This window comes from Rhodococcus sp. EPR-147 (genome assembly GCF_001647185.1).
Taxonomy (GTDB): Bacteria; Actinomycetota; Actinomycetes; order Mycobacteriales; family Mycobacteriaceae; genus Rhodococcoides.
This window is the reverse complement of sequence record NZ_LVCU01000487.1, coordinates 1-20,725: the sequence shown is the minus strand read 5'-3', so window position 1 is coordinate 20,725 and position 20,725 is coordinate 1. Positions and strand designations below refer to the sequence as shown.

22 protein-coding genes are annotated in these 20,725 nt (G+C 65.4%); 10 read left to right on the top strand and 12 right to left on the bottom strand.

Going from position 1 to position 20,725, the window contains the following annotated elements:
- Positions 1-1,274: 7,8-didemethyl-8-hydroxy-5-deazariboflavin synthase CofG (cofG, locus tag A2J02_RS20870; protein ID WP_231911486.1), on the bottom strand; the 1,274-nt coding region annotated here is incomplete at its 3' end.
- A gap of 259 nt (positions 1,275-1,533) precedes the next feature.
- On the opposite strand from cofG, the gene A2J02_RS20865 reads away from it, so the two are divergent.
- The 3 genes from A2J02_RS20865 to A2J02_RS20855 all read left to right on the top strand — a co-directional run bounded on the left by A2J02_RS20865 (position 1,534) and on the right by A2J02_RS20855 (position 4,236).
- Positions 1,534-2,013, top strand: coding sequence for a PH domain-containing protein (locus tag A2J02_RS20865; RefSeq protein ID WP_068052988.1), 480 nt, complete (start codon positions 1,534-1,536; stop codon positions 2,011-2,013).
- A 77-nt stretch (positions 2,014-2,090) separates the two neighbouring features.
- On the top strand, positions 2,091-3,539 hold the full coding sequence (locus tag A2J02_RS20860) for a PH domain-containing protein (protein WP_082899539.1): 1,449 nt from the start codon (positions 2,091-2,093) through the stop codon (positions 3,537-3,539).
- A 1-nt stretch (position 3,540) separates the two neighbouring features.
- On the top strand, positions 3,541-4,236 hold the full coding sequence (locus A2J02_RS20855; RefSeq protein WP_068052983.1) for a uracil-DNA glycosylase: 696 nt from the start codon (positions 3,541-3,543) through the stop codon (positions 4,234-4,236).
- Here the strand turns inward: A2J02_RS20855 and A2J02_RS20850 are convergent.
- From A2J02_RS20850 to typA, 6 genes are all read right to left on the bottom strand, one after another.
- A complete protein-coding gene (locus A2J02_RS20850) occupies positions 4,163-4,615 on the bottom strand; it encodes a hypothetical protein (protein ID WP_068052980.1) in 453 nt (150 codons plus the stop codon). The genes A2J02_RS20855 and A2J02_RS20850 overlap by 74 nt on opposite strands.
- Before the next feature lie 45 nt (positions 4,616-4,660).
- Positions 4,661-4,819 (bottom strand): hypothetical protein, encoded by a 159-nt coding sequence (locus A2J02_RS28410; RefSeq protein ID WP_008714214.1) that lies wholly within the window; start codon positions 4,817-4,819, stop codon positions 4,661-4,663.
- Between the two features lie 43 nt (positions 4,820-4,862).
- Positions 4,863-5,756, bottom strand: a complete 894-nt coding sequence (mshB, locus tag A2J02_RS20845) for an N-acetyl-1-D-myo-inositol-2-amino-2-deoxy-alpha-D-glucopyranoside deacetylase (protein WP_156516327.1) — start codon at positions 5,754-5,756, stop codon at positions 4,863-4,865.
- A gap of 91 nt (positions 5,757-5,847) precedes the next feature.
- Entirely contained in the window at positions 5,848-6,528 is a 681-nt protein-coding gene (locus tag A2J02_RS20840) for a haloacid dehalogenase type II (RefSeq protein ID WP_068053003.1), read from the bottom strand.
- Entirely contained in the window at positions 6,525-8,306 is a 1,782-nt protein-coding gene (locus A2J02_RS20835) for an ABC transporter family substrate-binding protein (RefSeq protein WP_068053000.1), read from the bottom strand. The genes A2J02_RS20840 and A2J02_RS20835 overlap by 4 nt, the downstream gene beginning before the upstream one ends.
- A 106-nt stretch (positions 8,307-8,412) precedes the next feature.
- Positions 8,413-10,350 carry a translational GTPase TypA gene (gene typA / locus A2J02_RS20830; protein ID WP_068052974.1) on the bottom strand — a complete coding sequence of 646 codons (1,938 nt, stop codon included), beginning with the start codon at positions 10,348-10,350 and terminating at the stop codon, positions 8,413-8,415.
- 175 nt (positions 10,351-10,525) lie between these two features.
- Here typA and A2J02_RS28815 point away from each other — a divergent pair, with 175 nt between their 5' ends.
- Positions 10,526-10,702: a hypothetical protein gene (locus A2J02_RS28815; RefSeq protein ID WP_094609726.1), complete on the top strand. Its 177-nt coding sequence runs from the start codon at positions 10,526-10,528 to the stop codon at positions 10,700-10,702.
- Here A2J02_RS28815 and A2J02_RS20820 read toward each other — a convergent pair.
- A complete protein-coding gene (locus tag A2J02_RS20820; RefSeq protein ID WP_068052968.1) occupies positions 10,668-11,093 on the bottom strand; it encodes a (deoxy)nucleoside triphosphate pyrophosphohydrolase in 426 nt (141 codons plus the stop codon). The two genes, A2J02_RS28815 and A2J02_RS20820, sit on opposite strands and share 35 nt — an antisense overlap.
- A gap of 14 nt (positions 11,094-11,107) precedes the next feature.
- Here A2J02_RS20820 and A2J02_RS20815 point away from each other — a divergent pair, with 14 nt between their 5' ends.
- A complete protein-coding gene (locus A2J02_RS20815; protein WP_068052965.1) occupies positions 11,108-11,425 on the top strand; it encodes a 4a-hydroxytetrahydrobiopterin dehydratase in 318 nt (105 codons plus the stop codon).
- Here A2J02_RS20815 and A2J02_RS20810 read toward each other — a convergent pair.
- Positions 11,370-12,587, bottom strand: coding sequence for a mannosyltransferase (locus tag A2J02_RS20810; RefSeq protein ID WP_068052962.1), 1,218 nt, complete (start codon positions 12,585-12,587; stop codon positions 11,370-11,372). The two genes, A2J02_RS20815 and A2J02_RS20810, sit on opposite strands and share 56 nt — an antisense overlap.
- A gap of 303 nt (positions 12,588-12,890) precedes the next feature.
- Here A2J02_RS20810 and A2J02_RS20805 point away from each other — a divergent pair, with 303 nt between their 5' ends.
- Complete coding sequence (locus A2J02_RS20805) at positions 12,891-13,751, top strand: Rv1157c family protein (RefSeq protein ID WP_068052996.1); 861 nt, start codon at positions 12,891-12,893, stop codon at positions 13,749-13,751.
- 155 nt (positions 13,752-13,906) lie between these two features.
- Here the strand turns inward: A2J02_RS20805 and A2J02_RS20800 are convergent, their stop codons facing one another.
- On the bottom strand, positions 13,907-14,656 hold the full coding sequence (locus A2J02_RS20800; RefSeq protein WP_068052959.1) for a DUF1906 domain-containing protein: 750 nt from the start codon (positions 14,654-14,656) through the stop codon (positions 13,907-13,909).
- A gap of 226 nt (positions 14,657-14,882) precedes the next feature.
- Here A2J02_RS20800 and A2J02_RS20795 point away from each other — a divergent pair, with 226 nt between their 5' ends.
- Complete coding sequence (locus A2J02_RS20795; RefSeq protein WP_068052993.1) at positions 14,883-15,461, top strand: TerD family protein; 579 nt, start codon at positions 14,883-14,885, stop codon at positions 15,459-15,461.
- A 134-nt stretch (positions 15,462-15,595) separates the two neighbouring features.
- On the top strand, positions 15,596-16,417 hold the full coding sequence (locus A2J02_RS20790; RefSeq protein WP_068052956.1) for a hypothetical protein: 822 nt from the start codon (positions 15,596-15,598) through the stop codon (positions 16,415-16,417).
- A gap of 54 nt (positions 16,418-16,471) precedes the next feature.
- On the opposite strand, the gene A2J02_RS20785 is transcribed toward A2J02_RS20790, so the two are convergent.
- Positions 16,472-17,824, bottom strand: coding sequence for a sialidase family protein (locus A2J02_RS20785; RefSeq protein ID WP_143536505.1), 1,353 nt, complete (start codon positions 17,822-17,824; stop codon positions 16,472-16,474).
- 196 nt (positions 17,825-18,020) lie between these two features.
- Here A2J02_RS20785 and A2J02_RS20780 point away from each other — a divergent pair, with 196 nt between their 5' ends.
- Both A2J02_RS20780 and A2J02_RS20775 read left to right on the top strand, forming a co-directional pair.
- The gene (locus A2J02_RS20780; protein ID WP_082898948.1) at positions 18,021-19,388 is read left to right on the top strand and encodes a WS/DGAT domain-containing protein; all 1,368 of its coding nucleotides are present in this window, start codon (positions 18,021-18,023) and stop codon (positions 19,386-19,388) included.
- Between the two features lie 75 nt (positions 19,389-19,463).
- Positions 19,464-20,345: a PE-PPE domain-containing protein gene (locus A2J02_RS20775; protein WP_068052950.1), complete on the top strand. Its 882-nt coding sequence runs from the start codon at positions 19,464-19,466 to the stop codon at positions 20,343-20,345.
- Here the strand turns inward: A2J02_RS20775 and A2J02_RS20770 are convergent.
- A complete protein-coding gene (locus A2J02_RS20770; RefSeq protein ID WP_082899538.1) occupies positions 20,311-20,718 on the bottom strand; it encodes an SRPBCC family protein in 408 nt (135 codons plus the stop codon). The genes A2J02_RS20775 and A2J02_RS20770 overlap by 35 nt on opposite strands.
- Between the last annotated feature and the right edge of the window lie 7 nt (positions 20,719-20,725).

Genomic DNA, 20,725 nt, shown 5'->3' with positions numbered 1-20,725 from the left:
ATCTCGGTGTTCAGGTCGACGCGGCCCGAGGACTCCCACTCCTCGTCCGGCTCCTGCCACGGCAGCCCCGTCGGGTTCACGTTCTCGCGCGCCATGCCCGTTTCGGGATCGGCCAGCGCCCGCACGTGCGCCGATATCCGCGGATCGATCCACGGAGCACCGGCGAGGACGTACTGCGGCTGCGCTGCAACACGTTCCACCAAGCGGTAGCCCGCCTTGTCGGACAGTTCCGCCAGGGTGTCGAGGTTCGGCCACGGCCGCTCGGGATTGACGTGATCGGGGGTCAGAGGCGAGACCCCGCCCCAATCGTCGACGCCTGCGCCCAGCAACGCTGCGGTCTCCTCCGCTGCCACCAGGTTCGGCGGAGCCTGAATCCGCATCGACGGGCCGACCACCATCCGCGTCACCGCGATCGTCGCCAGGAATTCCTCGAGACCGGCGTCGGGAACGGACCGCATCGCGGTGTCGGACTTGGCCAGGAAGTTCTGCACGATGATTTCTTGCACGTGCCCGAAAGATTTGTGCACCTTGCGAATTGCCATGATCGACTCGGCGCGGTCACGCAGCGTCTCGCCGATACCGACCAGAATGCCGGTCGTGAACGGAATGTTGAGCCGTCCCGCGTCGGTCAGCGTGCGCAGGCGAACCTCGGGATCCTTGTCCGGACTGCCGTAGTGCGCCTGCCCCTTCTCCTCGAACAACCGACGCGAGGTGGTCTCGAGCATCATCCCCATCGACGGAGCGACCGGCTTGAGGCGCGAGAGTTCCTGCCACGACATCACACCGGGATTGAGGTGCGGCAGCAAACCTGTCTCCTCGAGCACCCTGATCGACATCGCACGCACGTAGTCGAGTGTGGAGTCGTAGCCGCGGGAGTCGAGCCACGCCTTGGCCTCCGGCCACCGCTCCTCCGGCCGGTCGCCGAGAGTGAACAGCGCTTCCTTGCAGCCCAGCGCGGCACCCTTGCGGGCGACGTCGATGATCTCGTCGGGATCCATGAACATCCCGTGCCCGGAAGCGTTGAGCTTGCCCGGGACCGTAACGAACGTGCAGTAGTGGCACTTGTCGCGGCACAACCGGGTGATGGGTACGAACACCTTTCGCGAGTACGACACCGTCTTCGGACGCCCCGCCGACTCGAGCCCCGCATCACGAACCCGCGCAGCCGACGCCATCAGATCCACCAGATCGTCCCCACGCGCGTACAGCAGAACCGTCGCCTCGTCGACGTTCAACGAGACTCCGTCCCGGGCACGACGCAGAACGCGGCGCATGGCAGAAGCAGCTGGAGCGGTGTCAGGCAACGAAGTCACCAGTCGATCATGCGCTTCCTGGTACGCACGTGCCACCCGCCCCTCCCCTACTCGGGTCGTTCCGCAGGCTCCACTCCCGGCTTGCTAGGTCATTCCGCAGGCTCCACTCCCGGCTTGCTAGGTCATTCCGCAGACTCCACTCCCGGCTACTCGGGTCGTTCCGCAGGCTCCGGGGTGGTGGATATCAAACGACACCCATAGGTTTGTACCCGTGACAACGATGACCGATCCACAGTGGCAACCGTCTCCGCGTGCACGTCTGCTCTGGGCTCTGAGTGCCGGTCTGCTGTGGGTACCGATCTTCGTCGCCCAGATCGTGTGGGCAATCGTCGACTCGAATTGGACGACCTGGCCGCATGTGGCCGTCCTCGTCGCCTCGGTGGTGCTCGCTGTGCTGCACATCGCGATCGTGCCCCAGTGGCGGTATCGCGTGCATCGCTGGGAGATCAGCGACACCGCGGTCTACACCCGCACCGGCTGGCTGAGCCAGGAGCGACGCATCGCACCGATCTCGCGGGTACAGACCGTCGACACCGAGCGCGGACCTCTCGATCGCCTGCTGGGGTTGGCCACGGTCACGGTCACGACGGCGTCCTCTGCCGGCGCGGTGAAGATCACGGCGCTCGACCAGGAAGTCGCGGACAAGACGGTCGCGCGACTCACCGACATCGCCGGCCGTACCGTCGGAGACGCAACGTGACCGTTGGTGACCCTCAGGATCAGGCAGAACTGCTGGCCGTCGAGGAGGAGCAACCGTGGCTGCGCCTGGACAAGCGAATGTTGTTGGTACATCCGGTGAACGAGGGCATCAAGCTCCTGCCCGTATTGCTGATCTCGTTCTTCGTCGGCAGCCAGAGCGGTAACCACTACTGGAGTCTCGCCATTCTCGTGGTCGTCGTGGTGTTCGCGATCCTGCGGTGGTTCACCACCAGTTACCGGATCGGTCCGGTGCACGTGCAGCTGCGCAGCGGGGTGCTGCAGAAGAAAGTTCTGTCCATTCCGCGCAACAGGATTCGGTCGGTCGATGTGGAGGCCAACGTTCTGCACCGGGTTCTCGGGCTGTCCATCCTGCGTATCGGCACCGGCCGACAAGCAGGCAACGGCGAGGCCTTCGAGCTCAACGCTCTCGACACGTCACTGGTGCCTGCGCTTCGTGGAGATCTGCTGCAGCGGGTCTCTGGACAGATACCGACGTCCGACGGGATGCCGACGGCGGCATCGGGGCCCGAAGTGGAGATCGCTCACTGGCAGTTCTCGTGGGTGCGGTTCGCACCGTTCTCCATCACCGGCATCGTCACCATCGCCGCGGCCGTCGGTGTGCTGTTCCAGTACGGACTCGGGCGAACATTGGCGGAGTCCTCGCTGGTCTCCAACAGTATCGATTCCGCAGAGCAACTGGGAATCGCATTGTTCGTGGTCGTGGCCCTGATTGCGCTGCTGGTCGTGTCGAGCATCTTCGCGTGCGTTCGCTACCTGTTGACCTACGCCAACCTGACGGTCACCGATCAGGGGCGCACGCTGCACGTCAGTCACGGACTGCTGCGGACCCGTCAGTCGACACTCGATCGCAAGCGGCTGCGCGGCACGTCACTGTCCGAACCACTGCTGCTGCGCGCGGTGAAAGGTGCCAGGCTCGACGCCATCATGACCGGCGTCAGCGCCGAGAAGAAGGAATCGTCGCTGCTGCTCCCCCAGGCCCCGCGCGCCGAGGCACTCCGCATGATGACCACGGTCCTCGGCGACGCCGGGTTGCACGGCGGTGCCGACCGCCCCCTGCTGCAGCACGGACCTGCGGCGCGGCGTCGCCGCTACACCCGGGCGGTGCTGCCGGTGGTGGTCATCGCGGCCGGCCTTTCAATCGCGCAGTACGTCGGCGCGCCCATCCCGATACTCGCCTGGATCACGCTCGGGGTGTTGTTCCTCGCCGCCTTCGGGCTCGCGCACGATCGCTTCCGTGGACTCGGCCACGCGGTACTGCCCGGTTGGCTCATCACCCGACACGGCTCGCTCGACAGGAGTCGGCACAGCCTCGAGGCCGCAGGCATCATCGGCTGGACGGTGCGGCAGACGTTCTTCCAGCGTCGCGCCGGGGTGGCCACCATCGTCGCCGCTACTCCGGCCGGCGTCGGCCACTACGAGGTGATCGACATCCCCATCGAGAACGCGTGGGCGATGATCGACGCCGTCACCCCTGGTGCCGGGGACATCTGGCTGCACCGAACCTGACATGACGCGGCCGCAGAGCATCGAGGAACTCGACCTCGCAGTGTCGGAATGCCGCGCCTGCCCGCGTCTGGTGCAATGGCGCGAGCAGGTCGCGCTCGAGAAGCGAGCCGCTTTTGCGAACGAAACATATTGGGGTAGAGCGGTTCCCAGTTTCGGACCCGCCGACGCGGCCATGCTGATCGTCGGGCTGGCCCCGGCAGCGCACGGCGGCAACCGCACCGGCCGGATGTTCACCGGAGACCGAAGCGGGGACGTTCTCTATCGCGCGATGCATGCGGTCGGTTTGGCCAACCAACCCACCGCGACACACATCGGAGACGGGTTGGCGCTCAACGGAGTTCGCATTGCCGCGCCGGTGCACTGCGCTCCACCGCAGAACAAGCCGACTCCCGCCGAGCGAGATGCATGCAGGCCCTGGCTGGACGACGAATTGCGGTTGCTGCGCCCGACGCTACGGTCGGTGCTCGTTCTCGGCGCCTTCGGCTGGCAGTCCCTGTTGCCCATACTGGCGGCCAATGGATGGGAGATACCAAGGCCTGCACCGAAGTTCGGGCATGGAGCCAAGCTCGATCTGGGCTCGATCACCGTGTTCGCCAGCTATCACGTCAGCCAGCGAAACACCTTCACCGGACTGTTGACTCCGACGATGATCGAGGACGTACTGCGGGATGCGGGTCGGCATGCACGCTTGCTGTGATCGCCTTCATCCGGAACATGAACAGCAGCACTCCCGCGGGGCCCGCTCCGGCAACGATCAGCAGCATGGTGCGCCAATCGGCGAGCAGGAGAACGTCGCCGCCAGGCCCGCCGAACATGCACAGCAGAACCGCGGCGAACCATCCGATCAAGGGTGACGCCACCCAGAGCGGCCGCTCGGCGACCTTGCGCGCCGCCAGGATCAACGCGACGTTGGCAACTCCGCCGAGCAGTGCGCTGACGGGGAATTGCACCGAACCGAGGTAGGTCGGGAGAAAGAAGACCGACAGAATTCCGGACAGAAAGCCGTCGAACACCAGCACTGCGACCGTCGCCCAGGACACCAGGGCGACAGTATTGGATGCAGCTTTCGAGATCATGCGCCCAATACTGCCTTGACCCTGGTTGTTTCAGTGCGCCGGCACTCAGGAAACCGGCGGGTACCCGAGCGAGGTGAGCAGATTGCTCGCGCCCATGGCGATCTGACCCAGAACGTACTGGTACAGATCTGCCTGTGCGCCGAACTGCGGCTTGAGAGAATCGACGAACGCGACGATGGCGTCCTGCACTACCCAGTTGTACATGTGTGTTCCGCCCCTGCTGTGGTGAGATCGATGCCGTGGTCATTCAGTGATGCGAAGCACAGCCTAGTACGCCTGCGAAAAGGTCCGTCTCCCTGCCCGTCGCATCGCTGCCGGATTCGCCCCGCACGAGCACGTACTGCTCGTCGAGCAGTATCGGCTGGGCGATGTCGTTGGACAGTGCGTACTCGTTGCCCGACGGCGCGACGGTCACCTGAGTCGCATGTGCGCGCAGTGCTTCCCGCTTGGCGTCGAGCACGCCCCGAATGTCGATACTGGTGGTGATCGTGCTTTCCGGAACGCTGGGCAGCTCACCGTCGACCGGCAGTCGCCATCCGGCCGGAAGCTCGTCGATCGCGGCGAGACCCGACTGCAGTTGATCGTGTCCGGTGACGGTCCAGTAGAACTTCGACACCTCCCACGGCGCTCCGGCATCGGGGTAGACCTCGGTTCCGCAGATCTCGACGGCCTCGGTCACCAGCGAGTGCACCTGCTGGTGATCGGGGTGGCCGTACCCGCCCTCGGGGTCGTATCCGACGACGACCTGCGGCCGGAGCTCACGCATGACCGCCACGAGCGCTCCGAGGGCCTCGTCACGGTCCGCGTTGACGAATGCGCGCGGTTTGCGAGCCGCCGACGTCCCTGCCATCCCGGAATCCCGCCAGCGTCCGGCACCGCCGAGAAAGCGCGGCGGGTTGCAGCCCAGGGCAGCGAGCGCGCGGTGCAATTCCAGGATCCGGTAGCCGCCGAGCTGATCAGCGCGATCGACCACCAGATCGGCCCATGTCTCACCGATCACTTCTCCCTCCTCGCCGAGCGAGCAGGTGAGCACCGTGACCTCGGCCCCGGCGCGGACGTAATGCGCGATGGTGCCGCCGGTGGTGATGGTTTCGTCGTCCGGATGCGCGTGTACCAGGAGCAACCGCTGTGGCTCCGTCATCGCCTGATCCGTCATTGCCTGCCCTGTCATCGCTGGTTACTCGCCGTTCGTTCTGTCGTCCGTGTCACTGCCGGCATCGGCATCACTGCTGTCATCGGCCGAGCAGCTGCGCCAGATGCGGCAGCGATAGTGCCGTCACATCGGGTGCAGCAAGGTAATCCGGGTACGGCCCGCCGTCGCGATGGATCCAGGCGGTCGCCAGGCCTGCACGGTGCGCGCCGTCGATGTCCCAGGGATGAACCGCGACGAGCATGGCGTCCTCGGGCTTCGCGCCGCACTGTTCGAGTGCGTAGCGGTAGGAGTCCGCGTGCGGCTTCCATCGACCGGCGGCCTCCACCGACAGCAACGACTCGAAAGTCTCGCGCACTCCGGCCTTGTCCAGCAGAGTCTGTGCCACCTGGACCGAACCGTTGCTCAGAGTGATCAGCCGGATGCCGAGTGCTGCCAGAGCAGTCACTCCCTCGACCACATCGGAATGAACGTCGAGCTCCGCGAAACCACCCATGATGTGGTCCACCGCGGCGTCCAGATCCGAGTTCGAGGCGGTGTCGAACAGCAGCGTACGAAGCGAACCGGAACCGATGACGGCGAAGGGCTGGGCAGCATCCGCTGCTGCCAACGCGAAGCCGTCACGGAGCAGTCCCGCGAACCACGTCGCGAACAAGTGCGGCGGAGCGCCCACGTCGGCGAACCGTGCCGGCATCGTGGACATGTCGGACAACGTCTCGTTCACGTCGAACACGATGACGGCGGGGCGATCGATGCGAGTCACCGGGGCGTCCGCATCCACTGCGGAGCGTCGGCGAAGATCCCGACCTCGACCGGGCCGGTCAGCGAGACGCCGGTGATGCTGGGTACGGCGGCCACCACGGACGCGTCCTGCATGATCGGCAGCGTCGACGCCAGCGACCACAGCCTCGGCTCGATCTCGTTGGTGGCCACGGAGGATTCGAGGCCGCTCACCAGCGCCCTGTCGATCGTCGGTTGCAGTTCCGGGACACACAGACCGGACAGATTTCGCGGTATCTCGACGCCGTCGCCGCTGCTGTCGGCGGGCTCGTCGACGCAGCCGAACCGGGAGGCGAGGGCCGTGGCGGGGTCGACTCCCGCGCTGGTCCATCCGACCACCGCGTCGACGGTTCCGTCGGTCAACGCCGTCGAGTACAGCTCGTCGGCGGGAAGTGGGGTCACGGTCGCATCGATGCCTGCGCCGACGAGTTCGTCTGCGGCCGTTCCGGCGACCGCGAGCGCGATGTCGTCGTTCTCGACGGCACCGATCACGAACCGCAACGCGGTACCGGTCGCGTCCGCAAGCCTGGTGGCACTCGGGCCCGGAGCGCTGGTGGCCGTCGGGTCAGGACTTGTCGTCGGAGCGGCGGTGGTCGGCGCGCTCGGGTTCGGGGTCGATGTCACCACGGCATCGGGTGTCGGTACGAACCCGGCCCGTTCGAGCAGTTGGAGGGCAGCTGTTCTGCCGATGGGGGCCGGTGCCGTCGCGGTGTATCCGGGGTCGGACGGCGAGGACAGCTGCGCTGCAGCCCGGCGATCCGTCGCGCCACCGCCGGCTCCGACCGTCGCCAGCAGATCGGGGTCGAGTAGACCCAGTATCCCCTGTCGCACAATCGAATTCGACATGTTCGGCGCTCGCCCGTTGACCGTCATCGACAGCACTCGGGATTGCCGGATGGTGTCGGTCCGCACGCCGGGAATTGCCGAGAGTTGGGCTCGCAGGGCCGAGTCGCCACGAACCTGGGCGATCTGAGCGTCACTGGACCGCAATGAATCGGCCAGCTGCGCGGAGGTGCCCCCGCGGCGGATGAGGATCTGGTCGGGTGATGCGGGCTCGCCCCAGAATCGGTCGTTGCGTTCGAGCAGAATCTCGTCCCGACCCCGGTCGACGGTCTTGATGTTGAACCGAGAACCGGAGACCGGCACATTGTCCGTCAGGCCGCCCTGAAAACCGCCGGGTGAGTCCTTGAGCAGATGCGAGGGCACCAGATCGGCGAACAGTCGCTGCCAGGCCGGGTACGGCGACGAGAGTGTCACGTCGACCGTCTTGCCACCGCCCGAGGATGCGACGTCGTCGATCAAGGCGTACCCGGCCGGATCGACGACGCCGGGCTGAGTGGTCATCTGCTGCCACAGGTAGCGGAAATCCTCGGCGGCGATCGGCGCGCTGTCGGACCACTGGGCCTCGTTGCGCAGCTGATAGCGAATGGTGAACGGCGATTGCGACGTCACCTCGGCCGAGATCAACAGCGACAGGTCCGGTTCCCAGGTCGTCACCCCGGTGTCCGGGTCGCGCGAGGGACGGAACGGGCTGGGCAGTACCAGCGAACCGACCGCGGCAGTGGTAGGCGACTGATCTGCCAGAAGATGGGGGTTGAAGCCGATGCCGACATCGTCGATGGCGACGACGACCGGGTCACCGGTCTTCGCCGGCACCATCGTGGTGCTGACCGTGGTCTCGATGCTCTCGATCGGGGGCGGGGGATCCGCAGTGCACGCGGTGAGTACCAGAGCGATGGCAGAAACCAGAACCGTCGGCATCAGCACCTTGCGCAACGAGGATCTCCTTCGTAGTCGGCTACCTTGTGCGACAGAAGCGACGCGCCCCACAAGGGTGACACGTCGCTTCTGCCGCACGAAGTGAGTCTTAGAGAGCAGCCTTGTCGCGAGTCTTGCTCCGCGAACGCTCACGAGCGCGCTCGTTGGAATCGAGGTGCACCTTGCGGACGCGCACGACCTCGGGGGTCACCTCGACGCACTCGTCGCCTGCACAGAACTCCATGGCCATTTCCAGGTCCAGCTTCTTGGGCTTGGCCAGGGTCTCCATGACGTCTGCGGAGGACTGACGCATGTTGGTCAGCTTCTTCTCGCGGGTGACGTTGATGTCGAGGTCTTCCTGACGCGGGTTGATGCCCACGACCATGCCCTCGTAGGTGTCTGCGCCCGGCTCGACGAAGAACGTGCCGCGATCGGCCAGCTGGATCATCGCGAACGGAGTGACGGTGCCGTGACGGTCCGACACGAGCGAACCGGTGTGGCGGGCGCGGATCTCGCCGGCCCACGGCGCGTACCCGTGGAAGACGGCGTTGGCGATACCGGTACCGCGAGTGTCCGTGAGGAACTCGGTGCGGAAACCGATCAGGCCACGCGAAGGAACGATGAATTCCATGCGAACCCAGCCTGCGCCGTGGTTCGTCATCTGGACCATCTTGCCCTTGCGTGCGGCGAGCAGCTGAGTGACGGCACCGAGGTACTCCTCCGGTGTGTCGACCATGAGCTCTTCGAAGGGCTCGTGCAGTTTGCCGTCGACCGTCTGGGTGACCACCTGGGGCTTGCCGACGGTGAGCTCGAAGCCCTCACGACGCATCTGCTCGACGAGGATGGCGAGAGCGAGCTCGCCACGACCCTGGACCTCCCAGGCATCGGGGCGACCGATGTCGAGGACCTTGAGCGAGACGTTACCGATGAGCTCCTGGTCCAGACGGCTCTTGACCATGCGCGAGGTCAGCTTGTGGCCGCTGACGCGTCCGACGAGCGGGCTCGTGTTGGTGCCGATGGTGACCGAGATGGCCGGCTGGTCGACGGTGATGCGCGGCAGGGCAACCGGGTTCTCGAGGTCGGCGAGGGTGTCGCCGATCATGATGTCCGGGAAGCCTGCGACGGCGACGATGTCTCCTGCAACACCCTTCTCGCCGGGCACGCGCTCGACGCCGATGGTGTTGAGCAGCTCGGTGATCTTGGCCTTCTGGACGACGGGCTCGCCGTCGACCTCACGCATCCAGCTCACGGTCTGGCCCTTGGAGAGCTGTCCGTTGTGGATACGGACCAGGGCGAGACGGCCGAGGAAGGCCGACGCGTCGAGGTTGGTGACGTGCGCCTGCAGCGGAGCGTCGACGTTGCCCTTGGGCGCGGGGACGTAGCTGAGCAGGACCTCGAAGAGCTCGTCGAGGTTCTCGGCGTCGGGGGCGTGGCCGTTCTCGGGCTGAACCTTCGAGGCCTTGCCTTCACGGCCGGAGGCGTAGAGAACCGGAAGGTCCAGCGCCAGCTCGGCGGCTTCGGATGCCTCGTCGTCCAGGTCGGACGCGAGGTCGAGGAGCAGATCGTGGCTCTCCGAGACGACCTCTTCGATACGCGCGTCGGGACGGTCGGTCTTGTTCACGACCAGAATCACCGGCAGCGAGGCGGCGAGCGCCTTGCGGAGCACGAAGCGGGTCTGCGGAAGCGGGCCCTCGGATGCGTCGACGAGGAGGACGACACCGTCGACCATGGACAGGCCGCGCTCGACCTCTCCGCCGAAGTCGGCGTGGCCGGGGGTGTCGATCACGTTGATGACGGTGATGGTGCCGTCGGCATTGCGCTTGTGGACGGCCGTGTTCTTGGCCAGGATCGTGATGCCTTTTTCTTTTTCGAGGTCACCCGAGTCCATGACGCGGTCGATCGCTTCGGCACGTTCCTCGAACGCGCCGGACTGTCGAAGCATGGCGTCGACCAGGGTGGTCTTGCCGTGGTCGACGTGTGCAACGATGGCGACGTTGCGGAAAGTGGTGGTGCTGTCGATGTTGTCTGCACTGCTTGGGGCGCTCACGCGAAAAATTCTCCTGGAGTCGAATGCGGGCTCTTGTTCGCTAGCGGGCTTATGTCGCTAGAGAAGCGCGCTGCACCGCGAGGTTCTCGCGACTGATCGAGTTTACCCGTAGTTCGGCAGTGCCCCGCGCCACCCTCAGGTCTGTGACCTGCGCCACCCATTAGTCTTGGTGCTCATGGGCAAGATAAAGGCCGCAGATGTCTCGGGGATGAAGCCCAAGAAAAAATGCTGCCGCAAGAAGGTTCGTTGCATCAAATGCCCCGTCGTGATCATGCGAATGAAGAAGCTGGAATCCGCGGGCGCGACCAAGAAAGACCTCAAGAAAGGCCTGAAGACCGCTCGGGCGAAGTGAGCAGAATTTCCTGCAACTCGGGCATCCAGAGTCGGTCGGCATCGACCAGATCCATCGTCGGCAGGGTTTCTGCGTCCACCCACCGTAGAGCCGAATGTTCAAGTGCTGCAGGAACTCCCGAGATGAGGCAGGCCCGGTACGCGCGGAGCACGAGACCGCCGGGCAGGTCGACGTCGCCGGTGAGCGCCGCGCCGATCGAGCACTCCACTCCCAGTTCCTCACGCAGCTCGCGCACCAGGGCCGCGTCCTCCGACTCCCCCGGCTCCACCTTGCCGCCGGGCAGTTCCCACCGGCCGGCCAGCTCGGGCGGACGAGTTCGTTGGGCGAGCAGCAGCCTGCCCTGGTGCGTCAATGCGGCTGCGACAACCACAGCGGCGGGGGTACCGGACATGCCACCATCTTTCTATGACCGAACTGCTGACCGACCGAGACATCGAGGACGCCCGACTCGCCGAATGGACCGTGGACGGGAAATCGCTGACGCGCACCGTCGAACTGGCGTCGTTTCCAGCGGCGATCCAGGCGGTGAACCGCGTGGCCGAGGCCGCGGAAGAGGCGGATCATCACCCCGACATCGACATCAGATGGCGGACGCTCACGTTCACGCTCTCGACGCACAGCGCGGGAGTGGAGCCTGCAGGAACGACCCAGAAGAAGGTCAGCGGGCTCACACAGAAGGATGTGGATCTGGCGCGTCGGATCGATGCCCTGATTGCGACTTGATGCGTCCGGCATAGACGACCCAGCCCAGGAACAGGGCCGCTCCGACGACATCGACCGCACCGGCCCACGCCTCGAGGCCGGGACGGGGAATGGTCCAGATCGATTCCTGGAAAAAGCTGAGCAGCCACGGCACACCCACGGTGACCGTCACCAACCAGTAGCCCGCGACGATCTTCGACCCGGCGACGTCGCGTAGCGGCCCGTGCACCAGCCAGATCACCATCGGGATCACCCAGATCCAGTGATGCGACCACGAGATGGGCGAGATCAGCAGGCCGAGGAGCTGCACGATCACCAGCGTGCCCAGATGGTCCTCGCGCCCGATCGCCCGCCATGCCGCGATCGCAAGTCCTGTCGCGAGTACGGCGGCGGCGAGCCACACCGGCCCCTGCCCGACGTCCTCCCCCGCGATCCGGCTGAGCGCGCCCCGCAGGGACTGATTCCAGACCGAGCCGACGGGGCCGATTCGGTCGGCATCGCCGAGCAGCGTGGTGAAGTAGGTGGCCGCCTGGTGTCCGAGCGCCGCGTAGCTGACCGCGACGGTGAGGGCGAAGGCCACTGCCGAGAACGCCGCTGCCTTCCACCGCCGAGTGGCCAGGAAGTACAGGCCGGTGATGGCCGGGGTCAGCTTGATTCCGGCAGCGAACCCGACCAGCCCGCCTGCCACCCACCATCTGCTGCTGCGTACCGCGACAATCGCCAGCAGCACCAGGAACACGTTGACCTGGCCGTAGTCCAGGGTCGTTCGAACGGGTTCGGACCACAGACCGAGCGCGGTCCACAGCATCGCGATACGCACCCAGCGCGGCTCGGCGGCACGCTCGTCGCCCAGAACCACCGACAGCGTCAGCTTCACCACGGCGAACAGCGCGATCATGGTCGCGGCCTGCCAGAGCACTCCGACCAGCGTGAACGGCAGATAGTGCAGCGGAAAGAACACGAGCGCGGCGAAAGGCGGGTACGTGAACGGGAGCGGGAAGTCCGGGGTCTGCACCGAGTACGTGTAGTCGTACAGATTTCCGCCGAGAAGTGTCGCGGAGCCGTCGACGTAGACGTGCAGGTCAACGAGGTTCATACCGTTGGGCGTCGCGAAGGCCCAGACGAATCGGCTGATCACCGAGACCGCGAGCAGAACGGGGGCCAGCCGAACAAGTCGGTTCACTGTGCGTGCGGTTCCGTTCGGTATCGATGCCGTGTATCGATCGTCGAGCTTATAGGGCTCAGCTCACGCGCCCCAACCACCGATGCACCCGAGTAACATTTGCATCACCTTTCACACTGACAACTTCAGTAACAGGTTATCGTGTGCGTCTGCGGAGAATTCGCAGCGTGTGACCAATAGACTGCCCTGGCATAGATGCGACGGGGGAGGGCTCGATCGACAACAGCTGTACATCGGGGATTGCGCTACATAGAGTAACCCCTCGAGCACCGGCTGTCGCCGTGGGCCCGCGTCATGATCAGAATGGGGAATATCACCGTGCTTCGTACCCGCGGAACGCGTCGCGTAGTTACAGCTTTCGCCGTAGCCGCAGCCGCCGCACTAGTCGTGCCGACCAGCGCATCCGCACAGCCGTTGGTGCCGATGGCACCGGCAGATCTGCCCGCAGCACCGGCCGATCCCGCTGCTCTGATCGCTCAGTTCCTTCCCGCCCCCGGTGAGCCGATGCCCAACCTGGCCGAGGTGGAAGCACTCGCCTCGTTCGCACCGGCCATCGTCGGTGCCGCAGCCGGACCTGCCGACGTGGGAGCCGCCCCGGCCGCCGACCTGCTCGGTCAGGCCCGCGCGCTGCTCGAGACGGCGCAGCTGCCGGACCAGGTCAAGTCCCTGCTCGAACGGGTCATCACGTTCCTGGACGGCTCCGGCGGCGGCGGACCTGAACTGCCGTCCGACGGACCCGTCATCGCCCAGTTCCTGTACCCGACGCTCGGCGTGGGATGCATCTCCGACACCGCCGATTCCGTCGGAACCGCCTTGGCCGTACCCGGCCCAGCCACCCTGCCGCCTCCCGGACCCGGCGCAGGTCAGGCCGGCTTCGTCTTCACCGCTCTCGGCACCGCCCCGATTGCCGCCGAGCAGGCAGCTCCTCTGACGGTGACCTGGCTCAACATCGACAACCGTCGCTCGGGCACCCAGGATCTCACCGGCGCATCCATGATCAACACCGACGGTCCGGCGACGTTGTCCGCGATCGCCGACACCGGCCCCGGACGCGTTCTCTCGGTCGTCTCCGGTTCGATCACCACGCAGTCGAAGGAAGACCCGGCGGCAGCACCGCGCAGCTGCACCTTCCTGCCCACCATCGGTACGGTCTACGTCCCGTAGCTCGTATCTGCACTACTGACGCACTTCGCCCCCGGCTTCCGCGAGAAGCCGGGGGCGAACTGTTCGTGGGGTGAATTCGGAAAGAATATGCACGGGTTCTCCGAATGCCGTGCTGCATTCGTAGATTGTCGGAAAAGAATTACATCGATGTTGTTTCAGAGAATGTCAGCGGCAGATTTCGACCACTGCCCGTAATCAGCCTTCAGAATATTGTTGATGTCGACTTTGACTCCGCCCACGAAATCCTTGTCGATTCGGATCTGATGAATGTGCGCGTCGGGATGAACGAAGCCCTTCGGCGTTCCCCAATTGTGCTGCCAATACCACCGGCCGAGGCCTGCGACCGAGGCCAATTCGATGGTCGGTGAATTGGCGTAGATTCCCGTGTTCTCGGCTCCGATCACCGACTGCCAGCCCAGGATGTACGGCGCGATCAGGGTTGCGAACTCCACAGCGGTGGGGTTGTCGTCGATCGACGCGTAGATCGGGCGGTCTGCCGGACCACCGGCGGCGAGGTGGAGCTCGAGGCCTCGCTCTGCGTGCTTCACGCCCGCTGCGTACCCGCCACGCCAATCGGACGTGGCCCCCTTACCGAACTGGTAGTTCGAGACCACTTCCAGGCCCGCGGATGTCAAGGCATCGGCCTCGGACTTGCGCATCGGCTTCCCGATCATCCAGTTCGCATCCGGTCGCCGATCGGACACGTAGCGGACAGCTCCGAGGTGACCGGCATTCTTGATCGCGGATGCCGATGGCACCCCACCCGAGTAGTCGACGAGTGTGCCGAGCCCGGCGTCGGCGTGCGCGGTCGTCGAACCCAACGCAACCAATCCGACGGCGGCCGCGGACCCCGCGGCGGCGTACTTGAACAGTTCACGTCGCGAAACCTGCACAAAAATCTCCATCGTCGTTCGATCGCGGCGGCGCGCCTACCCGATAAATTGCACAACCACTGCTATCTTCCATCGTTTGTCGTATCCCACCACAATCCCATCGGTACCGCCAGCCCCACTGCTCACACCCACCCCGTTCCCCTCCGGCTTCACACGAGCACCTCGCGCACCCAAGTCACGAATATGAATATGGTGGGGAGGACGACGCACGGACGAACGCGCTGAGGAGTGGATGGACATGGGCGTAACGCTTGCCAAGGGTGGAAATGTCTCGCTGACCAAAGAAGCACCGAATCTGACGGCGGTGAGCGTGGGACTCGGCTGGGATGTCCGCGCCACCACCGGCGGAGACTTCGATCTCGACGCAAGCGCCATCGGACTTCGCACCACGAAGAAGGCACTGAGCGACAGCTACTTCGTCTTCTACAACAACCTGCGCTCCCCCGACGGTGCCATCGAGCACACCGGCGACAACCGGACCGGCGAGGGCGAAGGTGACGACGAGAGCATTGATGTCGACCTGGCTGCCCTGACCCCGGAAGTGGACTCCATCGTCTTCCCGGTGTCCATTCACAACGCCGACGCCCTTGGCCAGAACTTCGGTCAGGTCGTCAACGCCTTCATTCGCGTGGTCGACAAGTCCGATGGGCGCGAACTCGCCCGTTTCGACCTCAGCGAGGACGCCTCCACCGAAACCGCGATGGTGTTCGGCGAGCTGTACCGACGCGGGGCCGAATGGAAGTTCCGCGCCATCGGCCAGGGCTATGCCTCGGGGCTGGAGGGAATCGTGCGCGACTTCGGCATCGACGTGGGGTGACGGCAGTCACAGCCCGGCTTGTTGGGACCGTCTCGATTGAACAACGGAATCTTTCTGAGCTTGTGACGTCGAGATGATGTGTGGTGATATCAGCGCAACCGCAACATAAGCCACATCAGTCACAGGAGTCACACATGTCTCGTCGCCTCAGCCGTCTGGCGGGCGCGCTCGCGCTCTCCTGCGCGGCATTGCTCGCTGTTCCCGCCACTGCCGCAGCGGATCCGGCACCGGCCGATCCGCTGGCGCAGGCGATCGCCGCACTGCAGGGACAGGGTGGTGCCTCGCTCGACGCCGCGACCGCGATCGCCGACTCACGTACCCCGGTCGCCGAGGATGCGAACGTCGATCCGTTCGCCGCACTGAACGCAGCCAACAAAGCCCTTACCGACTTCGGCATCACGCCGTTCTTCTACCCCACCGCAGCGATCAACTGCTCCGCAACGGCGGGCTCGCCCCTCGGCATCGTTCCCGGTGTCGCAGGCGGAGCGGCAGGACCGTGGCCGCAGCTGACCGCGCCTGCGATCCCCACGTTGCCGTTCCTGCCGTCCATCCAGATTCCCGAGCTCAATGCAGTCGACAAGGGCGAGACGATGTTCGCGTTCGTCCCGGCCGGAATCGTGAACGATTCCGAGAACAAGACCGGGATGCAGGTCGCCTGGTTCAACGTCAACACCCTGCAGGGCGGATTCGCCGACTTCGGCGGCCTGGCAACCACTCTCGCCGATTCGATCCTCACCAATTCCGGTGTGCCCGACGCCGCGAAGGACATCGTTCGGCCGTTCGTCATCGGAGCGATCGACTCGCTGCCTGCCGCCGGTGCCCGCGCCGTACCCGTCGAAACCGGATCGGGAACCGTTCTGGCCGCGGTGTTCGGCACGGTGAACCACAAGGCCCTCGACGGTTCGGACAAGAGCTGCTTCTTCTTCCCCACAGTCGGCATGATCAACGTCGCCTAGTAGGTAAGCAAGACCACGAAAGGCCCTGCAGCGCTGTGCTGCAGGGCCTTTCGTTTATGCCCTGACGATGCGACCCAGCCGTCCCAGGACCGCCTGCATCTCGGTGTGTTGCGAGCGCGCCGCCCAGGGGCGTTGCCTGTTTCGTCCCCGCATCTGCATCGCGGCCCCGGTCACGAGGTCACCGTTGGGGGCGAAATGCACGCGGACTATCTCGTTGAGTGAGCGACCCAAACCGAAACCCGCAACGCCACTGCAGAATCCGTAGGGAAACAGCGGTGCATCGGGTTCGTTGTACTTACCGCCGACGAACACCGGGCTGCCGGTACGGAAGTCGCGGCACTGCGCGATGAAGCCGTGGAAGGCACGCCCCTTCTCGCGTCCGTAGTATGCGATGCCCACCCGCCCGGACCCGGTGGCGGTGATCGCGCCGAAGCGGGCGTCGCGCACTCCCGGTGCCGACACCACCACCGGCCTCGACCAATTCGCCGCGCCGTCCGAGGACCAGGAAGCATGCAGCAATCCGTCGCGGTCCGGCCACACCGCGTACACGTTTCCGTCGTCGTCGACGGCCATCGACTCCGGCAGCAGATAGCGCGAACCGAGCAGCAGAAAATGCACTGCGTTGTGGTACTTCGCCAGCGCCGATCCCGGAACCATCCGAACGTCCCACGTCAGACCCTCGTCGCGACTGACCGCCACAGCGAACCGTCGACCGTAGCGGCCACCGATGTAGACGGTGCCGTCCGGACCGACCACACCCTTACCGAACGAGACGTACTCCCGACTCGGCAATCCGGGGATGTTCTTGGAATCGATGTCGAAACCACCGGCTACTTCCCACTTCACCCCGCCGTCGAAGGACCGCCAGATGACCTGACGGGTGACGTTGATCAGTGGCCGCACACGTACTGCGAACGGCGTGGGCGCGGAGAGATACGTAACCCTTCCGGCCCGTGAATTGCTCGGACCGGCAAACACTTTGGCATCCATCCTGGCTTTCGATGCCACTGTGCGCGTGCGCCAGGTTTCGCCCCGATCGTCACTGACCCCCAGGGTGAAGCCCGTTCGCATCTGATGGGGCGGCACCGCGTCGAATCGTCCGGCGTGCAGAAACAGACGCTCGTCGACGTCGTCGAAATACAGATACGGACGATTCCGACCCTGCCGCAGGCCCTCGGGAACCGATGCACGCCATGACTTTCCGAAATCGGACGAGCGCAGTACCCCGATGCCGTCCACGGTGAACGCGGGTGCGACGAACACGGTGTTGTCCGCCGCGACCCCGAGGGTGCAGGCCGCGGAGCCGTACTCGGTGTAGGAGATGTCGGTGACGAAGTCGGCCGATGCGGCGGCGTTGGTCGAGGAACGCAGTCCAGCCCGATAGCCCGAGGCAACTCTGGGCGTCACGACACCCGCCGTTGGGTGCCGCCGCGGCGTCGCGGCCACAGTGCTGGTCGATGCATTGGATCAGGCTAGCGCCCATGGCGCCGGTGGACCTCCAGGCAATCGAAGAAGTCCTCGGCCCATCCTGGTGACAGTTCACAGAATGGGACCAGCCAGTCTGTGGATTTCCGGTTCACACAGGGACGCATAGGCTCGACGCGTGCCCCGCGTTCGAGCCGCCCACAACCGCCCCGGATCGACCCGCCTGCATCCGACCGACGCGCGTGCGTACTGGATGGCGTCGAAGATTCCGAGCGACCAGTTTCTGCTGTACTGCTTCGCCAGCGGATCGGGAGACCTCGATTCCGAGGTGGCCCGATTGCACGAGCGCGGCAGCCGCATCGAGGTCCTGAGTCGACGCATCAGTGACGTCGCGTGCGGCCTCGATTATCCCCGTTGGACCGAGGCGGGCCCGCGCTCCGACGCGATCTCCGTCCACCGGAAAACGAGCACGTGGTCGGAGTGCCTCGAGGCGATCGCTGCATCGTTCGCACGTCAGGTCGACCCCCGAGTGTCCGTGTGGCACCTGCACCTGTATCCGAACATCGTCGACGCTCCAGGCGGCACGGCCCTCGTTGCCGTGCTGCAGCTTTCGCACGCGGCGGCCGACGGAACACTGGCCGCGCGCGCTGCTCGCGACCTGTTCGGCACGCATCCACTCCCACCGGCGTGCGTCCAAGTAAAGCCTCGTGCGACGTTCGAGTCGGCATCCACAATCGTTGCCGCCGCAACTCTTCCGCTTCGGCTGGCGCAGATGGTTCGCGGCGGTGTCCGCGCCCGACGCGACGCGCTGAGCCTCGGGCGAGGTACCGATTCGGGCGACATTCCCCCGCCCGCACCTTCGCGCGCTCCGACCGACCTCGACGTGCCGCCCACCGGCCGGACGTCGGTGCGGACCATCGTGCTTCCGAAAACCGAGCTGCAGTCCGGCGGGACCACCGTCACCACGTTCGTGCTGACTGCAGTATCCGTTGCACTGCAACGGCTTCTCGGCGACGGTCCGGATCTGGCCGCCGAGGTCACCGTCGCCAGGGATGAGCGAGCCGACGCGCGAAACAATTTCGGCAACGTCGGCGTCGGACTGTTTCCCGCCGAACCGGACATTCGTACTCGCAGTCAGCTCGTCGCCGCCGATCTGGCTGCGCGCCGAGCTCGCGCGAATCATCCGCTGTCGCGGGCAGCCCGCGCCTCACAGGACGACGTCGAAGTACACGTGCCGGCGTTTCTGGCCGAATGGGGCGTCGCGCAGTTCGATCCGACCGCAGCCCCTCCGATGGTCACCGGGAACACCGTCGTGTCCAGTGTTTCGCGCGGTGCTGCAGACCTGACGCTCGGCGGCGGCCGCGTCCGATTCACCGCAGGTTTTCCGGCCCTGTCCCCCGCCATGAGCCTGACCCACGGAGTCCACGGCATCGGCGATACCGTCACCATCGGAATCACGTCGAACAGCGCAGCCGTACCCGACCCGGATCTGTACGAGGCACTCCTTCGCGACGCCCTCGACGAGGTACGCACTGCTCTGACCTGACCGGGACCGAACTGCCAGACAGTTCTCAGCATTTGTCGGGCGTCGGGCTCAGGTTCCCCGACCAGACTGACAGCCATGAGCCAGGAAACGGTCACCGTACTCGCCGTCGGGGGTACCGGTGAATCACACCCGTCCGACCACCGGACACGAGTGACGGGCCTGCTGGCCTGCGTCACCCGCGAGCTCGACGACCGCTTCGTCGGCCGCTGGATCGGCTATCCGGCGTCGTACGGTCCGGTCGCGCTCGGTGGACTGTGCTTTCGGCACAGTGCAGACATCGGTGTCCGGCGTCTACGCCGCACACTCGAGAGCACTGCCGGGCCGATTGCGCTGATCGGATACTCCCAGGGAGCGACGGTGGTGCGCGAGGTCCTCGGTCTCGTCCACGACGGGACGATCGACGGCAGCCGCATCGTTGCCGCTGGTCTGGTGTCGGATCCTCAGCAGCCGGTGGGTGCCGTCGACGGCTGCACCGGGCGCGGCGTCGCCGGTGCGGGTCCGGCTCTGCCCGAGTCGATTCCGGTTCAGTGGATCGGTCTGAAGTCCGACATGATCTGCAACGCAAGCGACGACAGTCTCATTCGCGACGTTGCCGACCTGACCCGATGGATGTCGTTTCGCACTCCGAAAATCTGGCTGCGTGAACTACTGAACTTACTGCGCAGCAACAGCTTCCAAAACGCGACCCGGACGCGCCTTCGACCCTCGCAGTGGGCGAAAGATGTTCGACGCCTCCGCACTGCGGCCGCAGAATTGGGCGGGTATCTGCCGCAGTCGATGCGCTGGCGTCGATTCGAGTGGTCGAACCCCGGCGGTGGCCGACACATCGCTTATGCGCGCGAGGATTATGCAGACGGCCTCACCGGCTGCCAGGTTCTCGCCCGCTGGCTCGGCGAGCAGGCGGATCTACGGGAGAACCGACTCAGCCCTTCTCGGCCACAACGGCGAGCTGCCTGAGCCCCTTCTCGAAATCCGGTCCGACGAGCTTGTCCATCGAGAACACTTTTCCGATCAGAGCGAACAGCTTGTTCTGCTTTCCCGACATACGCCAGGTCACCCGGGTCCCGTCGGCGACAGGCTCGAGCAGGAACGCCGTGACGTTCCGATTCTTGAACGGCTTGGTGAACGCGAGGTCGAGCACGATCAGTTCTTCGGGAATCGATTCGGTGATGGTCATCGTCCCCGCGCCGGCCTTGCGGTTACCCGACCACGAGTACGACGCCCCTACTCCCGCGTCGGGACCGGTGTAGGTGCGCTGCAAACCAGAGTCGAGTCCCTCGTAGGGCGACCACTGTTGCCAATGGTGAAAGTTGTCGATCAGAGCGTGCACGGTCGCG

Coding starts and splice junctions, on each gene's coding strand:
- A2J02_RS20865 (WP_068052988.1), top strand. CDS start 1,534: ATGACCGATCCACAGTGGCAACCGTCTCCGCGTGCACGTCTGCTCTGG.
- A2J02_RS20860 (WP_082899539.1), top strand. CDS start 2,091: ATGTTGTTGGTACATCCGGTGAACGAGGGCATCAAGCTCCTGCCCGTA.
- A2J02_RS20855 (WP_068052983.1), top strand. CDS start 3,541: ATGACGCGGCCGCAGAGCATCGAGGAACTCGACCTCGCAGTGTCGGAA.
- A2J02_RS20850 (WP_068052980.1), bottom strand. CDS start 4,615: ATGATCTCGAAAGCTGCATCCAATACTGTCGCCCTGGTGTCCTGGGCG.
- A2J02_RS28410 (WP_008714214.1), bottom strand. CDS start 4,819: ATGTACAACTGGGTAGTGCAGGACGCCATCGTCGCGTTCGTCGATTCT.
- mshB (WP_156516327.1), bottom strand. CDS start 5,756: ATGACGGAGCCACAGCGGTTGCTCCTGGTACACGCGCATCCGGACGAC.
- A2J02_RS20835 (WP_068053000.1), bottom strand. CDS start 8,306: ATGCCGACGGTTCTGGTTTCTGCCATCGCTCTGGTACTCACCGCGTGC.
- A2J02_RS28815 (WP_094609726.1), top strand. CDS start 10,526: ATGGGCAAGATAAAGGCCGCAGATGTCTCGGGGATGAAGCCCAAGAAA.
- A2J02_RS20820 (WP_068052968.1), bottom strand. CDS start 11,093: ATGTCCGGTACCCCCGCCGCTGTGGTTGTCGCAGCCGCATTGACGCAC.
- A2J02_RS20815 (WP_068052965.1), top strand. CDS start 11,108: ATGACCGAACTGCTGACCGACCGAGACATCGAGGACGCCCGACTCGCC.
- A2J02_RS20805 (WP_068052996.1), top strand. CDS start 12,891: ATGGGGAATATCACCGTGCTTCGTACCCGCGGAACGCGTCGCGTAGTT.
- A2J02_RS20800 (WP_068052959.1), bottom strand. CDS start 14,656: ATGGAGATTTTTGTGCAGGTTTCGCGACGTGAACTGTTCAAGTACGCC.
- A2J02_RS20795 (WP_068052993.1), top strand. CDS start 14,883: ATGGGCGTAACGCTTGCCAAGGGTGGAAATGTCTCGCTGACCAAAGAA.
- A2J02_RS20790 (WP_068052956.1), top strand. CDS start 15,596: ATGTCTCGTCGCCTCAGCCGTCTGGCGGGCGCGCTCGCGCTCTCCTGC.
- A2J02_RS20775 (WP_068052950.1), top strand. CDS start 19,464: ATGAGCCAGGAAACGGTCACCGTACTCGCCGTCGGGGGTACCGGTGAA.